The sequence below is a fragment of the Mesorhizobium sp. L2C084A000 genome (assembly GCF_000502875.1).
Lineage (GTDB): Bacteria > Pseudomonadota > Alphaproteobacteria > Rhizobiales > Rhizobiaceae > Mesorhizobium.
Window position 1 is genome coordinate 23,216 of record NZ_AYWX01000025.1, and the last position, 21,539, is coordinate 44,754.

The 21,539-nt window shown below is 63.1% G+C and carries 27 protein-coding genes; 15 read left to right on the forward strand and 12 right to left on the reverse strand.

What is annotated here, in order from left to right; all coding sequences use genetic code 11:
- Positions 1 to 178: 178 nt before the first annotated feature.
- The gene (locus tag X735_RS137275) at positions 179 to 2,380 is read left to right on the forward strand and encodes an RNA degradosome polyphosphate kinase (RefSeq protein WP_023814126.1); all 2,202 of its coding nucleotides are present in this window, start codon (positions 179 to 181) and stop codon (positions 2,378 to 2,380) included.
- On the forward strand, positions 2,380 to 3,915 hold the full coding sequence (gene ppx / locus X735_RS137270) for an exopolyphosphatase (protein ID WP_023814127.1): 1,536 nt from the start codon (positions 2,380 to 2,382) through the stop codon (positions 3,913 to 3,915). The genes X735_RS137275 and ppx overlap by 1 nt, the downstream gene beginning before the upstream one ends.
- 235 nt (positions 3,916 to 4,150) lie before the next feature.
- On the opposite strand, the gene X735_RS137265 is transcribed toward ppx, so the two are convergent.
- The 4 genes from X735_RS137265 to X735_RS137250 all read right to left on the reverse strand — a co-directional run bounded on the left by X735_RS137265 (position 4,151) and on the right by X735_RS137250 (position 7,520).
- Positions 4,151 to 4,555 (reverse strand): DoxX family protein, encoded by a 405-nt coding sequence (locus X735_RS137265; protein ID WP_031213894.1) that lies wholly within the window; start codon positions 4,553 to 4,555, stop codon positions 4,151 to 4,153.
- Positions 4,556 to 4,711: 156 nt separating this feature from the next.
- Entirely contained in the window at positions 4,712 to 5,131 is a 420-nt protein-coding gene (locus tag X735_RS137260; RefSeq protein ID WP_023814129.1) for a DoxX family protein, read from the reverse strand.
- A 235-nt stretch (positions 5,132 to 5,366) separates the two neighbouring features.
- The gene (fumC, locus tag X735_RS137255) at positions 5,367 to 6,764 is read right to left on the reverse strand and encodes a class II fumarate hydratase (RefSeq protein ID WP_023814130.1); all 1,398 of its coding nucleotides are present in this window, start codon (positions 6,762 to 6,764) and stop codon (positions 5,367 to 5,369) included.
- A 276-nt stretch (positions 6,765 to 7,040) separates the two neighbouring features.
- Positions 7,041 to 7,520, reverse strand: a complete 480-nt coding sequence (locus X735_RS137250; protein ID WP_031213895.1) for a cupin domain-containing protein — start codon at positions 7,518 to 7,520, stop codon at positions 7,041 to 7,043.
- A 105-nt stretch (positions 7,521 to 7,625) separates the two neighbouring features.
- Between X735_RS137250 and X735_RS137245 the strand changes: the two genes are divergently transcribed.
- A complete protein-coding gene (locus tag X735_RS137245; RefSeq protein ID WP_023814132.1) occupies positions 7,626 to 8,624 on the forward strand; it encodes a LysR family transcriptional regulator in 999 nt (332 codons plus the stop codon).
- Here the strand turns inward: X735_RS137245 and X735_RS137240 are convergent.
- Both X735_RS137240 and betI read right to left on the reverse strand, forming a co-directional pair.
- A complete protein-coding gene (locus X735_RS137240; RefSeq protein ID WP_023814133.1) occupies positions 8,609 to 9,367 on the reverse strand; it encodes an SDR family oxidoreductase in 759 nt (252 codons plus the stop codon). The two genes, X735_RS137245 and X735_RS137240, sit on opposite strands and share 16 nt — an antisense overlap.
- A 122-nt stretch (positions 9,368 to 9,489) precedes the next feature.
- Positions 9,490 to 10,092 (reverse strand): transcriptional regulator BetI, encoded by a 603-nt coding sequence (gene betI, locus X735_RS137235; RefSeq protein WP_031213897.1) that lies wholly within the window; start codon positions 10,090 to 10,092, stop codon positions 9,490 to 9,492.
- Between the two features lie 115 nt (positions 10,093 to 10,207).
- Here betI and choX point away from each other — a divergent pair, with 115 nt between their 5' ends.
- The gene (gene choX, locus X735_RS137230) at positions 10,208 to 11,146 is read left to right on the forward strand and encodes a choline ABC transporter substrate-binding protein (RefSeq protein WP_023814135.1); all 939 of its coding nucleotides are present in this window, start codon (positions 10,208 to 10,210) and stop codon (positions 11,144 to 11,146) included.
- Complete coding sequence (locus X735_RS137225) at positions 11,143 to 11,985, forward strand: alpha/beta hydrolase (protein ID WP_023814136.1); 843 nt, start codon at positions 11,143 to 11,145, stop codon at positions 11,983 to 11,985. The genes choX and X735_RS137225 overlap by 4 nt, the downstream gene beginning before the upstream one ends.
- Here the strand turns inward: X735_RS137225 and X735_RS137220 are convergent.
- Entirely contained in the window at positions 11,982 to 12,701 is a 720-nt protein-coding gene (locus tag X735_RS137220; RefSeq protein ID WP_245273314.1) for an NIPSNAP family protein, read from the reverse strand. The genes X735_RS137225 and X735_RS137220 overlap by 4 nt on opposite strands.
- A 156-nt stretch (positions 12,702 to 12,857) precedes the next feature.
- Here X735_RS137220 and X735_RS137215 point away from each other — a divergent pair, with 156 nt between their 5' ends.
- Complete coding sequence (locus tag X735_RS137215) at positions 12,858 to 13,532, forward strand: TetR/AcrR family transcriptional regulator (RefSeq protein ID WP_023814138.1); 675 nt, start codon at positions 12,858 to 12,860, stop codon at positions 13,530 to 13,532.
- Positions 13,533 to 13,791: 259 nt separating this feature from the next.
- Here the strand turns inward: X735_RS137215 and X735_RS0135340 are convergent, their stop codons facing one another.
- Entirely contained in the window at positions 13,792 to 14,367 is a 576-nt protein-coding gene (locus tag X735_RS0135340; protein ID WP_031213898.1) for a hypothetical protein, read from the reverse strand.
- Positions 14,368 to 14,424: 57 nt separating this feature from the next.
- Here X735_RS0135340 and X735_RS137210 point away from each other — a divergent pair, with 57 nt between their 5' ends.
- Positions 14,425 to 15,555, forward strand: coding sequence for a metallophosphoesterase (locus X735_RS137210; RefSeq protein ID WP_031213899.1), 1,131 nt, complete (start codon positions 14,425 to 14,427; stop codon positions 15,553 to 15,555).
- 57 nt (positions 15,556 to 15,612) lie between these two features.
- Here the strand turns inward: X735_RS137210 and X735_RS137205 are convergent, their stop codons facing one another.
- Entirely contained in the window at positions 15,613 to 15,792 is a 180-nt protein-coding gene (locus X735_RS137205; protein ID WP_023814141.1) for a CsbD family protein, read from the reverse strand.
- A 195-nt stretch (positions 15,793 to 15,987) separates the two neighbouring features.
- Between X735_RS137205 and X735_RS137200 the strand changes: the two genes are divergently transcribed.
- From X735_RS137200 to X735_RS137170, 7 genes are all read left to right on the forward strand, one after another.
- The gene (locus X735_RS137200; protein WP_023814142.1) at positions 15,988 to 16,641 is read left to right on the forward strand and encodes a glutathione S-transferase family protein; all 654 of its coding nucleotides are present in this window, start codon (positions 15,988 to 15,990) and stop codon (positions 16,639 to 16,641) included.
- Positions 16,642 to 17,066: 425 nt separating this feature from the next.
- Positions 17,067 to 17,276, forward strand: a complete 210-nt coding sequence (locus X735_RS137195; RefSeq protein ID WP_010915421.1) for a cold-shock protein — start codon at positions 17,067 to 17,069, stop codon at positions 17,274 to 17,276.
- A 365-nt stretch (positions 17,277 to 17,641) separates the two neighbouring features.
- A complete protein-coding gene (locus X735_RS137185) occupies positions 17,642 to 17,869 on the forward strand; it encodes a hypothetical protein (RefSeq protein ID WP_013532399.1) in 228 nt (75 codons plus the stop codon).
- Positions 17,869 to 18,276 (forward strand): hypothetical protein, encoded by a 408-nt coding sequence (locus tag X735_RS137180; RefSeq protein ID WP_013532398.1) that lies wholly within the window; start codon positions 17,869 to 17,871, stop codon positions 18,274 to 18,276. The genes X735_RS137185 and X735_RS137180 overlap by 1 nt, the downstream gene beginning before the upstream one ends.
- A 1-nt stretch (position 18,277) precedes the next feature.
- Positions 18,278 to 18,445, forward strand: a complete 168-nt coding sequence (locus X735_RS1000000168315) for a hypothetical protein (RefSeq protein ID WP_023814145.1) — start codon at positions 18,278 to 18,280, stop codon at positions 18,443 to 18,445.
- Positions 18,446 to 18,449: 4 nt separating this feature from the next.
- Entirely contained in the window at positions 18,450 to 18,815 is a 366-nt protein-coding gene (locus tag X735_RS137175; protein ID WP_023814146.1) for a YkgJ family cysteine cluster protein, read from the forward strand.
- 81 nt (positions 18,816 to 18,896) lie between these two features.
- Entirely contained in the window at positions 18,897 to 19,508 is a 612-nt protein-coding gene (locus X735_RS137170; RefSeq protein ID WP_031213900.1) for a LysE family translocator, read from the forward strand.
- Between the two features lie 61 nt (positions 19,509 to 19,569).
- Here the strand turns inward: X735_RS137170 and X735_RS137165 are convergent, their stop codons facing one another.
- Both X735_RS137165 and X735_RS137160 read right to left on the reverse strand, forming a co-directional pair.
- The gene (locus X735_RS137165; RefSeq protein WP_023814148.1) at positions 19,570 to 19,956 is read right to left on the reverse strand and encodes a nuclear transport factor 2 family protein; all 387 of its coding nucleotides are present in this window, start codon (positions 19,954 to 19,956) and stop codon (positions 19,570 to 19,572) included.
- A gap of 16 nt (positions 19,957 to 19,972) precedes the next feature.
- Entirely contained in the window at positions 19,973 to 20,419 is a 447-nt protein-coding gene (locus X735_RS137160) for an OsmC family protein (protein ID WP_023814149.1), read from the reverse strand.
- A 118-nt stretch (positions 20,420 to 20,537) separates the two neighbouring features.
- On the opposite strand from X735_RS137160, the gene X735_RS137155 reads away from it, so the two are divergent.
- Positions 20,538 to 21,146 carry a TetR/AcrR family transcriptional regulator gene (locus tag X735_RS137155; RefSeq protein WP_023814150.1) on the forward strand — a complete coding sequence of 203 codons (609 nt, stop codon included), beginning with the start codon at positions 20,538 to 20,540 and terminating at the stop codon, positions 21,144 to 21,146.
- Positions 21,147 to 21,228: 82 nt separating this feature from the next.
- On the opposite strand, the gene X735_RS0135345 is transcribed toward X735_RS137155, so the two are convergent.
- The coding region (locus X735_RS0135345) for a TCP-1/cpn60 chaperonin family protein (RefSeq protein WP_031213902.1) at positions 21,229 to 21,539 on the reverse strand (311 nt) is incomplete at its 5' end.

The window sequence follows — 21,539 nt, forward strand, 5'->3', positions numbered from 1 at the left end:
TCAAACTGTCGCAAAAGCCTGTCAGAGGATAAGTTAAGCCGGTTAACGCATGGCCCCGAAGACCGACACCGGTTTTCGGCAAGGACCATGCGTCGCCTTGGAGTGGTAGAGCGTCCTTTGCGCGTCCTGAATGACGCGCGGCGCTTTAGCTGGCTGACGATGTGGAAGAGCGGGAATCATGAACGAACTGAAGCCGGTGCAGAACGAATTCGTGGATGTCGAGGTGGCTCGCCCGGAGGGCGGCAATCCGGACCGGTTTGTCAACCGCGAGTTTTCCTGGCTGCAGTTCAACCGGCGCGTTCTCGAGGAATCGCTGAACCTCAATCATCCGCTGCTGGAGCGCGTCCGCTTCCTGTCGATCTCGGCGGCCAATCTCGACGAGTTCTTCATGGTGCGCGTCGCCGGCCTCGCCGGCCAGGTGCGCGAGGGCATCACGCTGAAGAGCCCTGACGGCCGCACCCCCGAACAGCAGCTCGAACAGCTGCTGCGTGAGGTCGAGCGGCTGCAGGAAGACCAGCAGAAGAGCCTTTCGGCGCTCACTGTGCTGCTCAACAAGGAAGGCATCGAGAGCATCACCCGCGATGCGCTGACCAAGGACGAGAAAATCTGGCTGGAAGACCATTTCCAGGGGCAGGTGTTCCCGGTGCTGACCCCGCTGTCGATCGACCCGGCGCATCCGTTCCCGTTCATTCCCAATCTCGGCTTCTCGATGGCGCTGCAATTGCGCCATCGCAAGAACGGCGAAGAGATGAGCGCGCTGCTGCGCCTGCCGGTAGCGCTGAAGCGCTTCATCCGTCTGCCGGACCGCAAGCATCACGTCCGCTTCATCCCGCTGGAAGAGGCGGTCGGCCTCTATATCGGCAAGCTCTTCCCCGGCTATGAGGTCAAGGGCTCCGGCACGTTCCGCATCATTCGCGACAGCGATATCGAGGTCGAGGAGGAGTCCGAGGATTTGGTTCGCCTGTTCGAAACGGCGCTGAAGCGGCGGCGGCGGGGTTCGGTGATCCGCATCGAATTCGACAGGCTGATGCCTGATGAATTGCGCGACTTCGTCGCCGGCGAGCTTGGCGTGTCGTCCAGCCGCATCAGCGTCTTGACCGGTCCGTTGGCGCTCAGCCAGATTTCCGAGATCGTCGCCGTTCCCCGCGACGACCTGAAATTCACGCCCTACAATCCGCGTTTTCCCGAGCGCATCCGCGAGCATGGCGGCGATTGTTTTGCCGCCATCCGCGAGAAGGACATCGTCGTCCATCACCCCTACGAATCGTTTGACGTCGTGGTGCAGTTCCTGCGCCAGGCGATGGCCGATCCGGAAGTGGTGGCGATCAAGCAGACGCTTTACCGCACCTCCAACGACAGCCCGATCGTGCGTGCGCTGGTCGACGCGGCCGAAGCCGGCAAGTCGGTCACCGCACTGGTCGAGCTCAAGGCGCGCTTCGACGAGGAAGCCAACATTCGCTGGGCGCGCGACCTGGAGCGCGCCGGCGTGCAGGTCGTGTTCGGCTTTCTCGAGCTGAAAACCCATTCGAAAATGTCGCTGGTGGTGCGGCGCGAGGACGGCAAGCTGCGCAACTACGTGCACCTCGGCACCGGCAACTACCATCCGGTAACGGCGCGCATCTACACCGACCTGTCCTTCTTCACCACCGATCCGACGATCGCCCGCGATGTCGCCCAGCTGTTCAATTTCATCACCGGCTATGCCGAGCCGACGGATGAAATGCGGTTGGCGATCTCGCCGTTCACGCTGAGAAGCCGCATCCTGAAGCACATTGCCGACGAGATTGCCTACGCGGTCCAGGGGAAACCGGCGCGCATCTGGATGAAGATGAACGCGCTCGTCGATCCGATCATTATCGACGCGCTCTACGATGCCAGCCGGGTCGGCGTCGAGGTCGACCTGGTCGTGCGCGGCATCTGCTGCCTGCGGCCTCAGGTTCCGGGCCTGTCGGAAAACATCCGCGTAAAATCGATTGTCGGCCGTTTTCTCGAGCACAGCCGCATCTATTGTTTCGGCAATGGTTACGGCCTGCCGTCGGACGAGGCGATCGTCTACATCTCCTCGGCCGATCTGATGCCGCGCAATCTCGACCGCCGCGTCGAAACCATGGTGCCGATCACCAATCCAACTGTGCACGAACAGATCCTTGGCCAGATCATGCTGGGCAACATCATGGACAATCAGCAAAGTTTCGACGTATTGGCTGATGGAACCTCCCGGCGCGTCGTGCTGGAGGAGGGCGAGGAACCGTTCAACGCGCAGGAATATTTCATGACCAATCCGAGCCTGTCGGGACGGGGTGACGCGCTGAAGTCGCATGCGCCCAAGCGCATCGCGCAGTTCAAGCGCCGCAAGAAGAACGCAGCAGCGTCCGGCTGATGCTGTCTGATTCCCAGGGCCGGCTGCAGGACCGCCGACCGCTGTCCATCATCGACATCGGATCGAACTCGATCCGTCTCGTCGTCTATGAGGGGCTGGCGCGCTCGCCGACCATGCTGTTCAACGAAAAGATGCTGGCCGGTCTCGGCCGTGGCATCGTTTCGACCGGCAAGCTCGACCCCGAGGCGGTGACGCGCTCGATGGAAGAGTTCCGTCGCTTTCGCGCGCTTTCCGACCAGGCCGGCGCCGAGCATATGTATGTGCTGGCCACCGCCGCCGCCCGCGAGGCGGTCAACGGCCCCGATTTCATCCACCGCGCCGAGGATGTGCTGAAGACCGAGATTCGTGTCATCAGCGGCCGTCAGGAAGCCTATTATTCCGCGCTCGGCGTCATTTCCGGCTTCCACCCGGCCAATGGCATCGCCGGCGATCTGGGCGGCGGCAGCCTCGAGCTGGTCGACGTCAGCGGCGAAGCGATCGGTGACGGCATCACGCTGCCGCTGGGCGGCCTGCGCCTGCAGGACATGGCGAAGAACTCGCTGGCTCAGGCGGCGAAGATCGCGCGTGACGAACTGGCGAAGGCCAAGCTGTTGAAAGGCGGGCAGGGCAGGCCCTTCTACGCCGTCGGCGGCACCTGGCGAAATCTTGCCCGGCTGCACATGGAAATGACCAACTATCCGCTTGGTGTCATGCACCATTACGAGATCTCGGCCGAAAGCGCGGCGAATTTCCTCAAGCAGGTGGCCAAGGCCGAGATCGAGAAGGTCAAGGGCATCGAAGGCGTTTCCAAGAACCGCCGTTCGCTGCTGCCTTATGGCGCCGTCGTGCTGCAGGAGATCATGGCGGCGATGCAGCCGTCGAAGATCATCGTTTCGGCTCTGGGTGTACGCGAAGGCTTTCTCTATTCGCTGCTCGATGAGGCGGAGCAGAAGGCCGATCCGCTGATTTCGGCCTCGGAGGAACTCGCCCGCCTGCGCTCACGCTCCGTCGCCCATGCGCATGAACTCGTCGACTGGACCGCCAAAACCTTTGCCGCTTTCGGCATCGAGGAGACCGAAGACGAGGCGCGCTACCGCCACGCGGCCGCATTGCTGGCCGATATCGGTTGGCGCGCGCATCCCGAATATCGCGGCAAGCAATCGCTCAACATCATTGCGCACGCCTCCTTCTTCGGCGTCGACCATCCCGGCCGTGCTTTCCTGGCCATGGCCAACGCCTATCGTCACGACGGCATCTTCAACGAAGCCATCGCCCCCGAGATCAAGGCGCTGGCGCCGCCGCGTTATCTGGAGCGCGCCCGCGTGCTCGCCGCGATGATGCGCGTCGTCTACCTGCTGACGGCGTCGATGCCCGGCATCATGCCCAGGCTGAAATGGGAACAACGCGCCAACGGCGTGCTGGCGCTGGTCCTGCCGGCATCGCTGGCCGATCTCTATGGCGAGCGGCCGGCCGGGCGCCTGGCGCAACTGGCCAGGATCACCAACCGCCGGCTGGTGCTGGCCGTCGAAGGTGGGCCCAGTGGGTCGGTGAAGTAGAGTCGGAGCAGAGCGGATTAGAACCTGCTCGGTCGAGTTTCTTCACACCCCTCTCTGTCCTGCCGGACATCTCCCCCGCAAGGGGGGAGATTGGCTGCTTCGTCGTCGGTGCTTTTTTCTTGCAACATTGAAGATTGGCGAAAGCCTGGATGACATCCGATCTCCCTCGTTGCGGGGGAGATGTCCGGCAGGACAGAGGGGGGTGCTGTCCCGTTGACGTTTCCAACCCAGTCCGTCAGGCCAAACCGCGCCCGTCGACCGACCAGGCTCCCGCGCCAGCCATCGCCAGCGCAACGAACCCGCCTGCTATCGCAATGTCCTTCATCAGCATCTGCTGGTGCAGGAAGGCGAGCATCGCGTCGCCGCCGCCCTGGCCGTAATGGCCGATGAAACCGGCGGCAATGCAGAAGGCGGCGAGCAGCAGCGCCGCGATCCGGGTCTGGAAACCGACCAGGATGAGCAGCCCGGCGATCAGTTCGAACAGTCCCGTGCCCCAGGCGGCAAGCGTCGGCAGCGGCAGGCCGAGGCCGGCGAAATAGCCTGTCGTGCCGGCAATATCGCTCAAAGCTTGGAAACCGGAGGGCACGAACAGGGCGGCGAGCAGCAGCCGGGAGAGCAGGAGCAGCGCGTTGCGGGGCATGTTCACCTCCGTTATCGGCCGCCGGCCGGCCTCGTCCGATGCCCCGATCCTATCAGAAAACTCCGGCCGACAGATCGGCGGGCATGTACCAACAACGAAAAAGCGGCGCGGAAAATTCCGCGCCGCTCTTTCGTTCGGCTATCGCCAGATTTTGGCTCAGCCGCGCTTGGCGTCGATCGAATAGGCACCGGCGCCCGAGGAAGCCAGCACGAGGAAGCCGCCAGCGATGGCGAGGTTCTTGAGAAACTGGATCATCTGCATCTGGTCGGCCCAACCGGTGTGGGCGACCAAGCCGGTAGCGACCGTGAAGACCGCCAGCACCCAGCCGACAATCCGGGTCTTGAAGCCGACGAGGATGGCGAGGCCGCCGAGAAGCTCGATCAGGCCTACGACAATGGCCGTTACGGTCGGCAAGGGCAGGCCGAGGCTGCCGAAATAGCCGGCCGTGCCGGTGATGGCGGTCAGCTTGCCGAAACCTGAAAGCAGGAAGATGACCGCAAGCAGGACGCGGCCGATGAGGATGGTGGTCGAGGCATTGGATGCGCCGGAACCGGCGACTGAAGTGTTGATGGACATGGTGGCTCTCCGGGATGGGTTGATACCGGGGAGATAGAGCAAGCCGACTGTTCACCAAAGCCACCAGACTGGCGACACATTGTTCACAGTACTTACGTTTCCGTGATCGGGCGGCCCGCGCAAAATTCGCTTCGGGTCAGGTCGTGACGGGAGTAAATTCTCCCATCACGAACACTGGGCTTCTGGCTGATGCAATTCCGGACGGAAAACCGCAAGACATTTTTCCTGGAATTGCTTACCCCGGATGCGTCATGTCCTCCGGCCGCACCAGCCGGTCGTAATCGGCCTCGCTGACCAGTCCGGTGGCGAGCGCTTCCTCGCGCAGCGTGGTGCCCTTCTTGTGCGCGGTCTTGGCGATCTTGGCGGCATTGTCGTAGCCGATGGTCGGCGCCAGCGCCGTCACCAGCATCAGCGAGCGGTCGAGTGCCGCCTTGATGTTGTCTTCGCGCGCCTCGATGCCGACCACGCAATTGTCGGTGAAGGAGACCGAGGCGTCGGCGAGCAACTGCACCGACTGCAGGAAGTTGTAGGCCATCAGCGGGTTGTAGACGTTGAGCTCGAAATGGCCTTGGCTGCCGGCGAAGGTGAGCGCCGCATTGTTGCCGAACACCTGCACGCAGACCTGCGTCAGCGCCTCGCACTGGGTCGGGTTGACCTTGCCCGGCATGATCGACGAGCCCGGCTCGTTTTCCGGCAGCGACAGCTCGCCGAGGCCCGAACGCGGGCCGGAACCGAGGAAACGGATGTCGTTGGCGATCTTGAACAGCGCGGCGGCCGCCGCATTGATGGCGCCGTGCGAAAACACCATGGAATCATGGGCCGCCAGCGCCTCGAACTTGTTCGGCGCGGTGACGAAGGCAATGCCGGTGATGGTGGCGATGCGATCCGCCACCCTTTCGGCGAAGCCGACCGGCGCGTTGAGGCCGGTGCCGACGGCGGTGCCGCCCTGCGCCAGTTCCTGCAGGCCGGGCAACGTCAGCTCGATGCGCTTGATCGACGAGGCGACCTGCGCGGCATAGCCCGAAAATTCCTGGCCAAGCGTGAGGGGGGTGGCGTCCTGCGTGTGCGTGCGGCCGATCTTGATGATGTGATTGAACTCTCTGCTCTTGGCGGCGAGCGCCTTGTGCAGGTGTTTCAGCGCCGGCAAGAGGTCGTGCACGATGCGCTCGGCGCAGGCGATGTGCATGGCCGTCGGGTAGGTATCGTTCGACGACTGGCTCATATTGACGTGGTCGTTGGGATGGACCGGCTTCTTGGAGCCCATGACGCCACCCATCATCTCGATCGCCCGGTTGGAGATCACCTCGTTGGCGTTCATGTTGGACTGCGTGCCCGAGCCGGTCTGCCAGACCACCAGCGGGAAATGGTCGTTGAGCTTGCCGTCGATGACCTCTTGTGCCGCCTCGACAATCGTCTTGCCGATCGCCGGGTCGAGCCGCTGAAGGTCCATATTGGCTTCGGCCGCGGCCCGCTTGACGATGCCCAGCGCGCGCACGATCGATGCCGGCTGCTTTTCCCAGCCGATCTTGAAATTGCCAAGGGAACGCTGCGCCTGCGCGCCCCAATAGCGGTCGGCGGCGACTTCGATCGGGCCGAACGTGTCGGTTTCGGTTCTGGTCTTTGCAGCGGTCACGGGTCTCTCCTTGTCGAAGTCGGCAACGGCGTATCGCGTTGCACAAACGGCTTCAAGCGGAGATTGCGGGCGGCGAGGATGCGAATCGGTTGAAGGTGCGGCGCTTCTCGCCTTCTCCCCTTGTGGGAGAAGGTGGATCGGCGCGCAGCGCCGAGACGGTTGAGGGGTGGGTGACGGAGTGCCGTCGGCGCCAAGCTGGAACACCCCTCATCCGACCTCTTCGCGGCCACCTTCTCCCACAAGGGGAGAAGGGAAAGAATGCGCGGTTTCGGCCTCTTACCCTAGCGGCGGACCGACAATGTCGATGCCGTTTTCTGCGCAGAGCTGCACCAGTGCCGCGATGATTTCCGGTGTTGGTTGCATCTGCGGCGGCACCTCCGGCTGTTCGGCGGGACGGCTCGCCTGACGCAGCATCGTCTCGAAATCCGAACCGCGCGTGATGGTGAGCGTACGCGCGCCTTCGCGCGATTCGACCCGGTAGGTGTGCGGCAGGCCTTTCGGCGCAATGACGGTTTCGCCGGCTTCAGCAATGCGTTCGTGGCCGTCGATCTGAAAGCGCAGTCTCCCGTCCAGGATGTGAAACACTTCGTCCTCCCTGCGATGCACATGCAGGGGCGGGGAGTCGCCATAGGGCATGCGATGCTCGACGACGCAGGTGCCGTCCTCTCCTGCCGCCGACGAGACGTGGATCGCGACAAGCGTGTTGTTGAACCAGAAGAGTTCCTTGCCTGTGATCGTGCCGGGGGTCATTGTCATGGCCGTCTGATCCTCCTGTTGCCTGTGCCTGCTGGGCCGATGACGATCTAGCCAGGGATATGCCGACAACGGAAATCGAATGATCGTATGGGGCGAATTGATGCGATGAATTTGAACGCGCTCGACCTCAATCTCATCAGGGTGTTCGACGCCCTTCTGCGGGAGAGAAGCGTTACGCGTGCCGGCGAGCAGATCGGCCTCAGCCAGCCTGCCGTCAGCGCTGCGCTCAATCGCTTGCGGCATCTCCTCAACGACCAGCTGTTCGTGCGACGGGGCAATGACATGATGCCGACGCCACGCGCCGAGAGCATGGCCGAGCCGTTACGCGTGGCGCTTCGTGAAATCGAACGCGTCTTCCACTCGGCCAAGGCTGTCGATCCGGTGGAACTGGAGCGAACCTTCACGTTCATGGGTGCGGATTTCTTTTCCATGATGCTGATGCCAACTTTAGCGGCGCGCATCGCGGGTGCCGCGCCGCGCGCGTCGCTAAGGTTTCTCGACAGCGCGCGCGGCGACGTCTCGCGGCTGCTCCAGGACGATGAAATCGACGTAGCGCTCGAGCGTCCGCTGGAGGTCTCCGACTGGGTCTCAAGCACGCCTCTGTTCCATTCACCATTCGCCATCATCGCCGCGAGCGACAACGCTGCGATCAGGCAGGCGGGGATCATGGAAGGCGAGCTTCTACCGATCGAGCTCTTCTGCGAACTGCCCCATGTTCTTCGTTCTATCGATGGCTCGATGTCGGGCTCCACCGACGAGGCGCTCCGCAAGATCGGACGAACGCGCCGTGTAAGCCTGGCCCTGCCGCACTTTCAGGCTGTCGCATTGGCAGTGGCAAACGGAAACCACCTCGCGGCAGTTCCCAGGCAGTTCGCGGTTTGGGCGGCCAAGACCCTGCCGCTCGTCATCTTTGAACCGCCACTTCCCATTGCTGTTCCGGAAATCAGGATGTACTGGCACGCGCGCCACGACGACGAGCCACCCCATCGCTGGGTTCGCGATCAGATCCTGGAGGCGGTAGGCGCACTCGGATTCGTGGAAAGCGGCGCCGCAGAAAATGCCGGCGCCTGGTCTGGTGGCCGGACGGATCAGCCCGCGGTATAGCCACCATCGATCGAAAAGATGCCGCCGCTGGTCCAGGCGGCCTCTTCGCTGGCCAGATAAACCGCGATACCGGCCAGATCGTCAGGGCGGCCGATTCTGCCGAGCGGATAGCTGCGCTCGACATAGGCTTTCAGCTCGGCCTTTGCCTCGGCCGGCAAATTGTCGACGGTCTTGCGCCGCATGGCTGTGTCGACCGTGCCGGGCGCGATGGCGTTGACGCGGATGCCGCGCGGGCCGAGTTCGAAGGCCAGCGATTTGGTCAGCGAGTTCAACGCGCCCTTCGATAGGGAATAGAGGCTCGACGGCCGCTTCGGGATCATCTTGTTGGCGAAGTAGGACGAGATGTTGATCACCGATGCGCCGGCAGCCAGATGCGGCAGCAGGCCCTGCGTGAGGAAGAACACCGACGTCACATTGAGCGCGAAGGATTGCTGGAACTGCGCCTCGCTGACGGTTTCGAACGGCACCAGGAAAGCCACTCCGGCATTGTTGACGAGGATATCAAGCGGCCTGCCGGATTTTTTCACCTGCTCGACGACGGCCGCGATGCCGGCCGATGTGGCAAGATCGGCCGACAGCGTCTCGATAGTGCCGCCGAGTTGCTCGCGGGCAGCGTCGAGCTTCTTGGTGTCGCGGCCGACGATCAGGACGTCCGCGCCCTCGCGCGAAAAGGCCTCGGCGATCGCCAGGCCGATGCCGTCCGAGCCACCGGTGACCAGCGCGCGCTTGTTGTGAAGTCTCATTCGACGCTCCGAGATTTCTGCCTCGTCGAGAGCACCGTATTGTGGCGGCCGTGGTCAAGCCGTCGGCCTATCCCCGGGTATGAACTTCGACGCCCGCCGGCCGGCAGGCCAGCCGAGGCCGGTTACGCGCCGGCGGTCGCAAGCTCCCGCAGGGCCAGCCGGCCCGCGACATAATTCTTGACCTGGCGGACCGCCTGTTCGCGTGAGACGCTGCCCGGCTGCAGGCCGAGCCGCAGCCAAAGCCCGTCGATCAGCGCGGTGACGCCAAGCGCGATGTCGTCGGCATCTCCAGGCGAGGCGAGGCCGCGCAGGCCCGACAACAGGTTCGAGCGCATGCGCGCATGGATCACTCTCTGGATACGGGCCATCTTCTCGTCGCGCGGCACCTCGGCACAGAGCGACAGCCAGGCATGGCACAGGGGAGGCTGGAACAGATGCGTCTCGAAATTGCCCTCGATTACCGCATCCAGGCGCTCCATCGGCGTACGCGCCCGGCGAAGCCGCGCGATCACCGCCTGGCACAGGACGGCATTGGCCTCGCGCATCGCGTGCTCGAACAATTCCTGCTTGTTGCGGAAATAGTGCAGCACGATGCCCTTGGAGGCACCTGCCTGGGCGGCCACTTTTTCCAGGGTCGCGCCGGCAATGCCTTCGCGCTCCAACACCGCGAAGGCCGCCTGCCGCAGCTCCTTGCGGCGGATATCACTGAGACGCTTGAGTTTCACGGGATCGGTCCATTTCGAATCCACGTTGACATTTTCGTCCGATCAGATCAACAATTGACCCATGGGACAATAAAAAGACCGATTGGTCAATTTGATGACAATGAGGAGAACCGAAATGTTCCGCATCCTTGCAAATGGCGTCTGCCTTGCCGCTCTCATGTTGGCCTCTCATGCGGCCCAAGCGGCCGAGGCCGAGCAGTGCAAGACGGTCCGCATGGCCGAACCCGGCTGGAACGACCTTGCCTTCACCACCGGGGTCGCCAACGTCCTGTTGGAGGCGCTCGGCTATCAGCCGCAAAGCCAGGTGCTCGGCATCAACGTCATCTACGAGGGCATGAAAAACAGGGACCTCGACCTGTTCCTGGGCTACTGGGATCCGGCCATGGTCACCTATTACGAGCCCTACAAGAAGGACGGCTCTGTCGAGAATGTGCGCGTCAATCTCGTAGGTGCCAAATACACCTTCGCCGTCCCGACTTACGCTTGGGATGCCGGCGTCAAGGACATTTCCGACCTGCACAAATTCGCCGACAAGTTCGGCAAGAAAATGTACGGCATCGAGCCCGGCTCCAACCAGTTGATGATGGACGCCATCGCCGATCCCGCCTTTGGCCTGGACGGCTGGCAGGTGGTCGAGTCCAGCGAGGCCGGCATGCTGTCGGAGGTCGGCTACGAGATCAAGGAAAAGCAGTTCATCGTCTTTCAGGGCTGGGCGCCGCATCCGATGAACACGATGTACGACTTCAAATATCTGACCGGCGGCGACAAGTTCTTCGGCCCGAATTTCGGTGCCGCGACGGTAACGACGCAGGTGCGCAAGGGCTATCTTGAGCAGTGCCCGAACGTCGCGCAATTCCTCAGGAATCTCGTCTTCGACATCGATTTCGAGAATGTCGGCATGGGCTATCTGATCAATGACGGCATGAAGCCGGAGGACGGTGCGCTGAAGGCAATCATGGCGAACAAAAGCCGCCTCGACGCCTGGCTCGCCGGCGTCACCACTTTTGACGGCAAGCCGGGCCTCGCCGCGGTCAAGGAAAAGCTCGGCCTGTGAGAGCGGCCGCGCTCGATGGCTTGCCGAAGCAGGATGTGATGGCGGAGCAGGGCGCCTGGGCCAGCCGCAAGCAATTCGTCACTGTCGGCGATCTCGACATCGCCTATGTCGAGATATCGGGCGCCGAGCCGGCACTTCTGTTGGTGCACGGCTTCACCGACACCAGCCGCAGTTTTTCGCTTCTGGCGCCATATCTGGCCGGCCGCCGTCTGATCATGCCGGATCTGCGCGGCCACGGCGCCTCGCAGGCTGGCAAGAACTGCGGCATCGCCGATCTTGCCGAGGATATCGCCGGGCTGATCCAGAGTTTACAACTCGACCGACCGGTCGTCGTCGGCCATTCGCTGGGCGCCATGGTGGCTGTCGCTTTGGCTGCGGGGCACAAGGAGTTGATCGGCGGGCTGGTGGTCCTGGCCGGCACGTTGAAGCCCGATTTCGCGCCGGGTCATCCGCTGGTGGTGAGCGTCGAGGCCCTGCGAGATCCGATATCGCCGACCGATCCGTTCTATGCCTGGTGGCATGCCTGTCGTCCCGACGTGCCCGCAGCCTTTCTCACCGGCTTGGCGCAAGAGGCCTCGGCGATGCCGATCCCGCGCTGGCGCGCGATTCTCGAGGAAATCCGCCGCGCCGACCTGACCGATGCTGCGCGGGCCGTGCAGGCCCGGACGCTGATCATCGCCGGCGCCTGCGACCCGCTGTTCGGCGCGGCGCACCAGCAGGCGTTGCGGTCCGCTCTTCCTGAAGCTCTCCTCGTCCGCGCCGAGGCCTGTGGCCACAACCCGCATTGGGAAGATCCGGCCCTGGTCGCGAAGGCCATAGTCAAGGCATTTGAAGTCTAACGCCCGACCAACGATTGCGATGTGGGCGACAGCCGCAATGTCTCCGTTGGTTTGGTCAGACCAGCTTGCGCGGCCTGCCAAAAGGCCTGCCATGTCGGCGAGGCGGCGAGAGCGGCTTTGTGGCGGGCATGCGCCTCTGCGTTGTCGAAGCCGGTGACGGACATGAAGACGTTTTCATCAGCCCGCACCGGCAGGCGCGGAAAACTGTTTTCGGCATGCTCCGTAACGAAAGCGGCGAGCAGGCGTGCGTCGGCCGTCATCAGGCACGCCGTCTCAGTCTCGAAGCGAGTGGCGAAATCAGCCTCTGTGCCGGGCTGCAAATGATGAATCGCGATGACAACGATGCCGGTCAGCGGTTTGTTTTGAATGGGTTTTTCGTCATCGGCCAGGCTTGGCCGCTGCGCGCCCGCGAGGTCGAAGCCTGCGCCCGGCCACGCCGGCTTGAGCAGCAGCACATCGTCGGAATCGATCATCGTCGCATTGGCCGCATCACTGTGCGCCGCCCAGACCGGCCCGCCATAAAAAGCGGCGAGAGCATTTTTCCGCGCATCCATGCCGTCGAAGCCGCGCATCCAGACGAACATGTCAGGCCGATCGAGGTCCCGGAACTGGCCGATGACGTTCATGCCGGCGTCCTCCTGGCCCTCGATCAGCCTGCCGTCGAAGATGCCGATGAGCGTGTCGCGCCGGCCGGGCTTCAGCGTGTATTGCCGCAACTCGACGACAGGCGAGGCGAGCGCCGTGGGTTTCGGCGCGACGTTCTGGGGCAGGTTCATCCGACATTCTCCAAAACAGGGTGATCGTCCTGTTTTGTAAAACAGACCGGTTGTCCTGTTTTGTCAACATGCTAAAGTTCGGCAATGTCAGCAGAGATGACCGTCCAGCCAAAACCGCGCCCGGGAAAACGCATCAACGACCCTGAAGGCATGCGCAAGAAAGTGCTCGATGTCGCCGAGGACGCGTTCCAGGCGCGCGGCTATCACGCCTCCAGCATCGGCGATCTGATGGCGGCGGCTGATGTCAGCGGCGGAGCGCTGCATCACCATTTCCCGACCAAGAAGGCGCTGGCGCTGGCTGTGATCGACGAGCGTGTGGCGGCAGCGGTCGAAGAGACATGGATCGCGCCGGTGCTGGCGGCGGCGTCAGTGCGCGAGGGCGTGCGCTCGGTGTTCGAGGCCGTGGCGGCGGAACTGGAGCAGCAGGGGTTCGTGCGCGGCTGCCCGCTCAACAATCTGGCGCACGAACTGTCGCTTGCCGATCCCGATTTCCGCCTTGCCCTTGCCGGTATCTTTGGCGGGTGGCGGCAGGCGATTGCCGACAAGGTGCGTGCCGACCAGCAGGCGGGCAAGGACGAGGGCACGGACCCCGAACGCTTCGCCGCGCTGACGGTCGCCGCCTATTCCGGGGCGATGTCGATGGCCAAGACGGCGCAGGATGCCGGTGTGCTGCGGGATTGCCTGGCAGGGTTGGAGCGCAGCGCGCCGTCGCAGGGCGGCTTGGTTGCCAGGCGACGCAACAGGATACTGCCACGGCCGAGAATTATTTGATGTCGGCGGGACAGCACCCCCCTCTGGCCTGCCGGCCATCTCCCCCGCAAGGAGGGAGATCTGCAGCATCGGCGCTCGCTCGTACCTTCACCGGTGGAGATTGGCGAAAGCCGGTGTGACAGCCAATCTCCCCCCTTGCGGGGGAGATGTCCGGGAGGACAGAGGGGGGTGTGCAGGATCGCGACGCAGCCACTTCTCTCGACCTTGCGGCTTCGCTCTGGCTGACACGAGGGGGAAGCGAAGAAGCCTGGGCTCTTACCTACTCGGCCAGCGGCTTGATCGTCTCGTAGCCGTTGACGGATTCCGAACTGGTGCCTTCATCGTAGCGCCGCGCGAGCGCGGCTTGCAGATCGGGAGCATAGAGCGCGGTGAATGAATCCAGCGTCTCGCCGGCACCGTTCTTGAAGGTCTCCTTGACCGCCAGGACATTGTATTTGCAATCGCCCAGACGGAATGTTTCCTTGCCCTTGACGATCAGGCTCAGCGTCTTGGTGCCCTTCGGCGGCTGGTTCAGCGACAGCTCGACGAACTCTATCGTGGCCTTTGCCCCCGCCTTCAGCGGGAACAGCTTGCGCAGATCGGAAAACGGGATCATCGCCTGGCGGCCGGTGTCGCTGTCGCGAAACACCTCGATCAGGCCGGCGAACAGATATTGGGTCTGGGGCGATTGCGATTCGTAGGTGTTGGCAACCGACATCATCCCGCCGGCCACGGGCCGAAATTCGCTCTGGATGCCGGGTCTCGCCAGAACGAAACCCTTCCTGGCGGACTTGGCATCGACGCAACCGGCGGCATGCGCTTGCGCAAGCGAGACATGCCAGACCCGTGGCGTCATGTCGATGATGGCGCAGAGGCGCTGGACGACCGGCTGCTGTCCATGCTGAATCAGCAGATGATGAATCGCCGTTCGACTGGACCGCTTTCCCGACGCAACTTCCTGGTACAGGCTGCAGGATTTGCCGCGGCCGGCGCCTTGCCGCGGCCGGCCTTAGGCCAGACCGGGCAACGCGTCCAGTCGATCGACGCCACCTTCCTGTTCATCGCCGATGTCCATGCCTGCCGCATGGCGAGCGGCTTGAGCCCCAACTGCCTGCAAGAAGGCAAGACCGACGCCGCGCTGCTGCGCAACGTGGCGGTGCTGAATGCGCTTGGCGACAAGGACTGGCCGGCCGAGATCAATGGCGTCGCCACCGGCCTGCGTTCGGCCGGCAAGATAGGCGCGCCGCTCGGCCTTGTCGTCGGCGGCGACATCACCGACGATGGCGGCGGCCAGATCACCCAGCCGAGCGAGGGCACCCAACTGCTCCAGTTCAGCCAGCGCTACAGCCAAGGCGTCGGTCCGGATCGCGTGCACATGCCGGTTTATGTCGGGCTCGGCAACCATGATCTCGACCAGAACGGGCCGCCGCACCATGTCGACTGGTACCGGCGCGAACTGCGCGACTATGTCGAGGTCAACCATCGCGCCGGCGTGTTCTTCAAGCCGCCAGTGCCGGCCACCGACTATGATGTCGACACCGACTGCTACTCCTGGGACTGGGGCGGCCTGCATCTGATCCAGACGCATCGTTTCGCCGGCGATACCGGCCACGGTGCCGAGAGCAGCCTGCCATGGCTGAAGCAGGACCTGGCGACCTATGCGGCGGACGGCCGCCCGGTCGTCCTGTTCCAGCATTATGGCTGGGACACTTTCTCGGTGGAACGCTGGGATGCCGCCAGGAGCCACTTTGATGATGACGGCACCGGTGCGCCGCATTGGTGGAGCGAGGCCGACCGGCAGGCGCTGCTGGCGGCGCTCAAGGGCTACAATGTCGTCGGCATTTTCCATGGCCACCAGCACGAAACGCCGCTGATCTATCGCAGGGACGGGATCGACCTGTTCAAGCCGAAGGCTGCCTATATGGGCGGTTTCGCCCTGGCCAGGGTGACCAGCAACGGCATGGACGTGGTGCTGGGCGAGGCGATCGGCGATAATGGCGAGGTCGTGTTCACCAATGCTTTCAGCAAGGGCTGGAGCACCTGAAAAAGGCGGCCTTCGCGACCGCCTTTCCCTCGATAACAACGCGTTCCTCGATGCGGATCAGAGCGCCTTCCTGACCTTGTCCTTGACGTCGCCATAGGCCTTCTGCACCTTGCCGGCGATCCTGTCGGCCGTGCCTTCGGCCTGGGTCTGCCGGTTGCCGGTTGCCTTGCCGGCGGCTTCCTTGACCGAGCCCTTGACCTGCTTGGCCACGCCCGCGACCTGATCCTTGTTCACCATTTTTGCGCATCTCCCGGGATTTTGAATTCGAAGGAATTCATTGCGGTAGCTAACGAGCCGATGTCGGTTAGGTTCCAGGCGTCGCCCGGACGGCAGATCAGGTCGCGCGGCCGCCGCCTGGGGCAAGGTCGGTGGGCTAGGCTGTGAACACGCGTTGGCAATGGGATTTTGGAGGCCGTGCGTGCGGGGAGAAAAATGGCAGAATTTACGCTCTATATTGGCAACAAGTGTTTCTCCTCATGGTCGCTGCGGCCATGGGTGGCGATGAGGCATCTGGAGATCCCGTTCGAGGAAGGTTTCGTACGGCTGCGCACGCCTGAAACTTTTGCCAATCTGGCAAAAGTGTCGCCGACCGGTCAGGTGCCGGTGCTGAATCACAACGGCAAGATCGTCTGGGAAACCCTTGCCATCCTTGAATATCTCGCCGACCTGTTTCCCGAGAAAAAGCTCTGGCCCGCCGATATCGACGCCCGTGCGCTGGCGCGTTCGGCCGCGACCGAGATGCATTCCGGCTTTCGCGAGGTTCGCTATGGCTGGCCGATGAATTTGCGTCGGCCGAAGGGCCACAAGCCGCTTGACGCCGAGGGCGAGGCGCAACGCGCCCGCATCGAGGCGCTGTGGCGCGAGTGCCGGGAAAAATACGGCAAGGGCGGCCCGTTCCTGTTCGGCCACTTCACCGTGGCTGATGCCATGTATGCGCCTGTCGTCACCCGTTTCGATACCTATGGCGGCACGCTGGCGCAGGATACGCGCGCCTATGTCGATGCCGTGCTGGCAACGCCGGCGATGCGCCACTGGTATGCCGAGGCGGCCAGGGAGACGTGGCCGGAACCCGGCCCGGACGAATAGGATCCAAACGAAAACGCCCCTCGCACCTTTTATCGTGCGGGGGGCGTCTTTGCCATCAACTGTTATTCGATTGCTCTCATGAACTGCTGATGACACCGAATAAATGCGCGTCTGCGCAGATGGTTCCTGGATGCCGGAAAACTTTTTTCAAGTTGGCGCAAGCGCGCTGTTTGGGGTCCGATTTGCCGTCATGTCAGGTGTTTTGGCCAGGTGGTTTGGGAGAATTCCGCAGCTGTGGCTTTATGCAAATTTGACAGCGCCCCAAAAGAAGCCTATAAGCAAATCGTCGATATTTGTTTGACTGACTTTTGTTATCCGCGCTTTCGAGCGCGCCTTTGACGAACTTCCCACATCAAAAATCGGGACAAACGACGTTGTGCATCCGCATGGCGTCGAACGAATATTTGCCATGGAAAGGGTTCGTCATGAGCACCGGCACAGTTAAATGGTTCAACGCCACCAAAGGTTTTGGTTTTATTCAGCCTGACGACGGCTCGGCCGACGTTTTTGTCCACATCTCGGCCGTAGAGCGCGCCGGCATGCGCGACATCGTCGAGGGCCAGAAGCTCGGCTACGAGATGGTCCGCGACAACAAGTCGGGCAAGATGTCCGCCGACCAGTTGAAGGCGGCCTGAAAAACGAATTCAGCTCTCCCGGTGACCACGGATGTACTGGCACCGGTGAGTGGCGAATTCGGGCGCATGGCCGCGGAGACCTGAGTTTCCACGGCATATCATGTGCATAAGCAGGGCGTTCCCGTGCACCCCCGGTGCATCCTTTTGGATGTCGTCTGGTTGCGCGACGCTCTCATGGAAGGTCAGGCGGTGCCTGGCCTTTTTCATTTTGCGCGCCTTACCGCCGAAAGTGCGCTGCGCGCCGGCCTGGACGTGCTAAGGGACGCTCCAGCAATTTGAATTCGCCGCGCGTATTGCTTTGTGCGTGATCCTGACCGAAGACCCGGTCTCGCTCCATCGGCACAGGCTCCTGACAGGAGAAAGATTTGACCACCAGTTCAAAGACAACCGTCGATCAGGCCGTGTCCCTGTTCAGCAAGACGCAAACCCAGTCGATGTCGCTCAACCGCATCAATTCCGAGCGCGACGCCGTCAGCGAGGCACGCGAAGCCAAGACCGCGCGGCTGCGCGAATTGCGCCTGGAGAAGGAGGCCGACGAGATGGCCGCCGCCGCCGCGCTAGCCGCTTTGCCGAAGCGGGCCGGAAGACGCTGATGGCCACCAAACGCGTACCGCCAACACCGATCGCCGCCGATGCAACCATTGCCGATATGGTCGAAGGCCTCGACAAGCCGGTCGAATTCGTACGGCGTGTGCTGGAAAAGCTCGAACGCTGCAAGCGTGCCCACGGCGATGCCCAGGTGCGCGTCGGCGTGCGCGGCCGCGCCGAATGCCCGAATTACCTGATCGAATATGTCCGTGAAGACGCCAAAACCCATGAGCGGGTGACTTATCAGGACGCGGCCTACAGCGGCAGCACGCATCGCGAGCTGGCGGCCCATCACATCGAGGCGGTGAAAAACTGGTCGCCCGAGGAAATGAACATCACGGCCGTTTCGGCGCTGATCGGCCGCCTGCGCAATCCGCGCGCCCCATCATCGCGCTTCGCCGACGAGGACTGACATGGCCATAAAATTCTCCTCCAAGGATCAGCCGGCAGCCTCGGGTGCCGCGGCAAAACCGGCTAAGCCGGTTGCCGCGCCGAAGGCCGGCGACGCCATCGAGGCCGCGACCGATCTGTTCAAGTCGCCGGCGGATTCGCCGAAGGGCAAGACGGCTAAGAAGAAATAGCGCCTTGCCGCAAGACGCCGATCGCAACCCCGCCGCGCCAGGGCTGTCCGCCCTGGTGGCGAGCGTTTTGTCGTCGCAACAGGGCACCTTCGATTGCCAAAGCTGCGGTGCCTGCTGCTCCTATTCGGCCGAGTGGCCGCGCTTTTCCACCGAGGATGACGCGCAGCTCGACCGTATCCCGGAAAAATATGTCGCATCTGACCTGTCAGGCATGCGCTGCGAGGGCGTGCGCTGCTCGGCGCTGTCCGGCGAGATCGGCAAGTCGACCGCTTGCGGCATCTACGACGTCCGGCCAGACGTCTGTCGCGCCTGCATGCCCGGCGACGAGGAGTGTCTGATGGCACGCCGAGCGCTCGGATTGCCGGTGTAGCCAAGCTCCGATCACCTCCGCTTGTGCGCCGACCCGCAGCCCGATACGTTCCTGGCCGGGTCGGGTGCCGGAGGAACCATCGTGAGCATCGAATTTCTGTTGACGTCGCTGATCGTCGTGGCTTCGCCCGGCACCGGCGTTCTCTACACGCTGAGCGCCGGCCTTTCGCGCGGCGCGCGGGCCAGCGTCATCGCCGCCTTCGGCTGCACGCTCGGCATCATCCCACACATGGCCGCCGCCATCACCGGCCTTGCGGCGCTGCTGCACACCAGCGCGCTTGCCTTCGAGACGCTGAAATATCTCGGCGTCGCCTACCTCCTCTACATGGCCTGGAACACGCTGAAGGAAAATGGCGGCCTCAGCGTCGAGCAGGATGTGACGCCGCGCTCGGCCGGCAAGGTGATTGCCACCGGGATCCTCGCCAACGTGCTCAATCCGAAACTGTCGATCTTCTTCTTCGCTTTCCTGCCGCAATTCGTCAGCACCACCGAGCCCAATGCGCTGTCGAAGATGCTGGAACTGAGTTCCGTCTTCATGCTTTTGACCTTCGTGGTTTTCGTCGGCTACGGCATCTTCGCCGCCTCGATCCGCAGCCACGTCGTCTCGCGGCCAATGGTGTTGACCTGGATGCGCCGGACCTTCGCCGGCGCCTTCGTCATGCTCGGCGCGAAGCTGGCGCTGGCCGATCGGTAGCGCCACGGGGAGCGGTTCAGTCTCGCTGATCCGCTCCTCTTTGTTGCGCTACTCGGGCACGCTACCCCTTCACATAGCCCATCGCTTCGACGATCCGCCCGTCGGCCACGCGCATGAGGTTGACGCCGCGCAGCGAATTGCCGTCGGTCATGAAATAGCGCCAGCGGATCGTTGCCCGGTCGCCGGCAACGAAGGTTTCCTCGATATCGAAGCGCGTGCCGGCCTGGGTTGCTATCGCCGCCCAAAGCCCGACGCACGCCGCTTGACCGGCATAACGGGCGCCGTCCGGCGCTGGCACGGTGTTCTCGATCACGCAATCCTCAGCCACCAGCTCGGCGAGTGCCGAAGGATCATGGCGTTGGAATACGTCGTTGTAGCGCCGCATGATCTCGGCCGTCTGCTGGGACAGGTCGTACGCGGCTGCGTCCATGACAAGCTCCTGTGTCATCTTCTTTCTCCTGGCTTCATTGGGATTTGGTGGCTTCGACGAGTGTTGCCTTGAGGGTGATCTGGGACACGCCGGCAAGGGCCCGCGAGACGAGGCAGCCCGCCTTGGCGGACTGTGCAAGGCGCTCGAATTCATCTTCGGCAAGTCCCGCGACCTCTGCCTCGGTTTCGAGTTCGATGCGGGTGATCGTCGGACCGGCAGCGGTTGCGCCGAGATGCACCTTGGCGACGGTGCTGATGCTTGTCGGAACATGATTGGCGTTGCCCAGTATGGCGCTCAGCGCCATCGAGAAGCAGCCTGCATGCGCTGCGGCGATCAGTTCCTCCGGATTGGTGCCCGGACCGTTCTCGAAACGCGACGGGAAGGAATAGGCGCCTTCGAAGACGCCGCTGCCGAGCCGCAACCGTCCCGAACCTTCCTTCAGCGTCCCCTGCCATTTGGCCGAGGCTTCACGAATTGTCATTGTCGTTCTCCCTTCGTATGGCGTTCCTCAGGAATATATAGACTGATCTACATATTATGTAGACCGATTGTCATATTCTGCGCAAGGCCTATAATGATTCCTGCTGACAGAGGTTGACATGGCCAACGACACCCGCACCCGCATACTCGAGACGACTGGGCTGCTGCTCAGGCAGCGCGGCTATCACGGCACCTCGCTCAACGACATATTGAGCGCCAGCGGCGCACCGCGGGGCTCGCTCTATTTTCATTTTCCCGGCGGCAAGGACCAACTGGTCATCGAGGTGACGCGCGCTAGCGTTGCCGACGTGACGGAGAGGCTGGGCGAAGCGCTGGCTGCCGAAAAGGATCCGGCGGTGGCCGTCCATCATATCTACCAGTCGGTGGGGCGCATGCTGGAAGACAACCAGTTTTCGCTCGGCTGTCCGGTCGCGCCTGTCGTGCTGGACTCGCCCACCGACGTGCCGGAACTGGCGGAGTTGTGCCGCTCGGCCTTCGAACAGTGGATAGGCCTGCTGCGGGACGCCTTCGTCAGGGCAGGGGTGCCCGAGCGCCGCGCGCATGCATTGGCACTGCTGGTCGAATCGTCGCTGGAAGGACTGATGGTGATCGCCCGCGCCACCCGCGACCGCGCCCCGGTACAGGCCGTGGCCGATGAGGTGGCGGCGCTGATCGAAGCCGCGGTGCTTGCCGGCGAGGTAAAGCAACGCGCGGATGCCGCCGTCTGAGAGGCCACAACGACCGCTGCGCAAAACAAAAAGGGCGGCATCTCTGCCGCCCTTTCCGTATCTGAAGGCTGATAGGGCTGGATTAGAAATCCATACCGCCCATACCGCCCATGCCGCCGCCCATGCCGCCAGGCATGCCGCCGCCGCCAGCCGACTCCTTCTTCGGAGCCTCCGCGATCATGGCTTCGGTGGTGACCAGCAGGCCGGCGACCGAGGCCGCGTCCTGGAGAGCGGTGCGGACGACCTTGACCGGATCGACGATACCCATGGCGATCATGTCGCCATATTCGCCGGTCTGGGCGTTGTAGCCGAAGGTCAAGCCCTTGTTCTCAAGGATCTTGCCGGCAACGATCGATGCTTCCGCACCGGCGTTGGCCGCGATCTGGCGGGCCG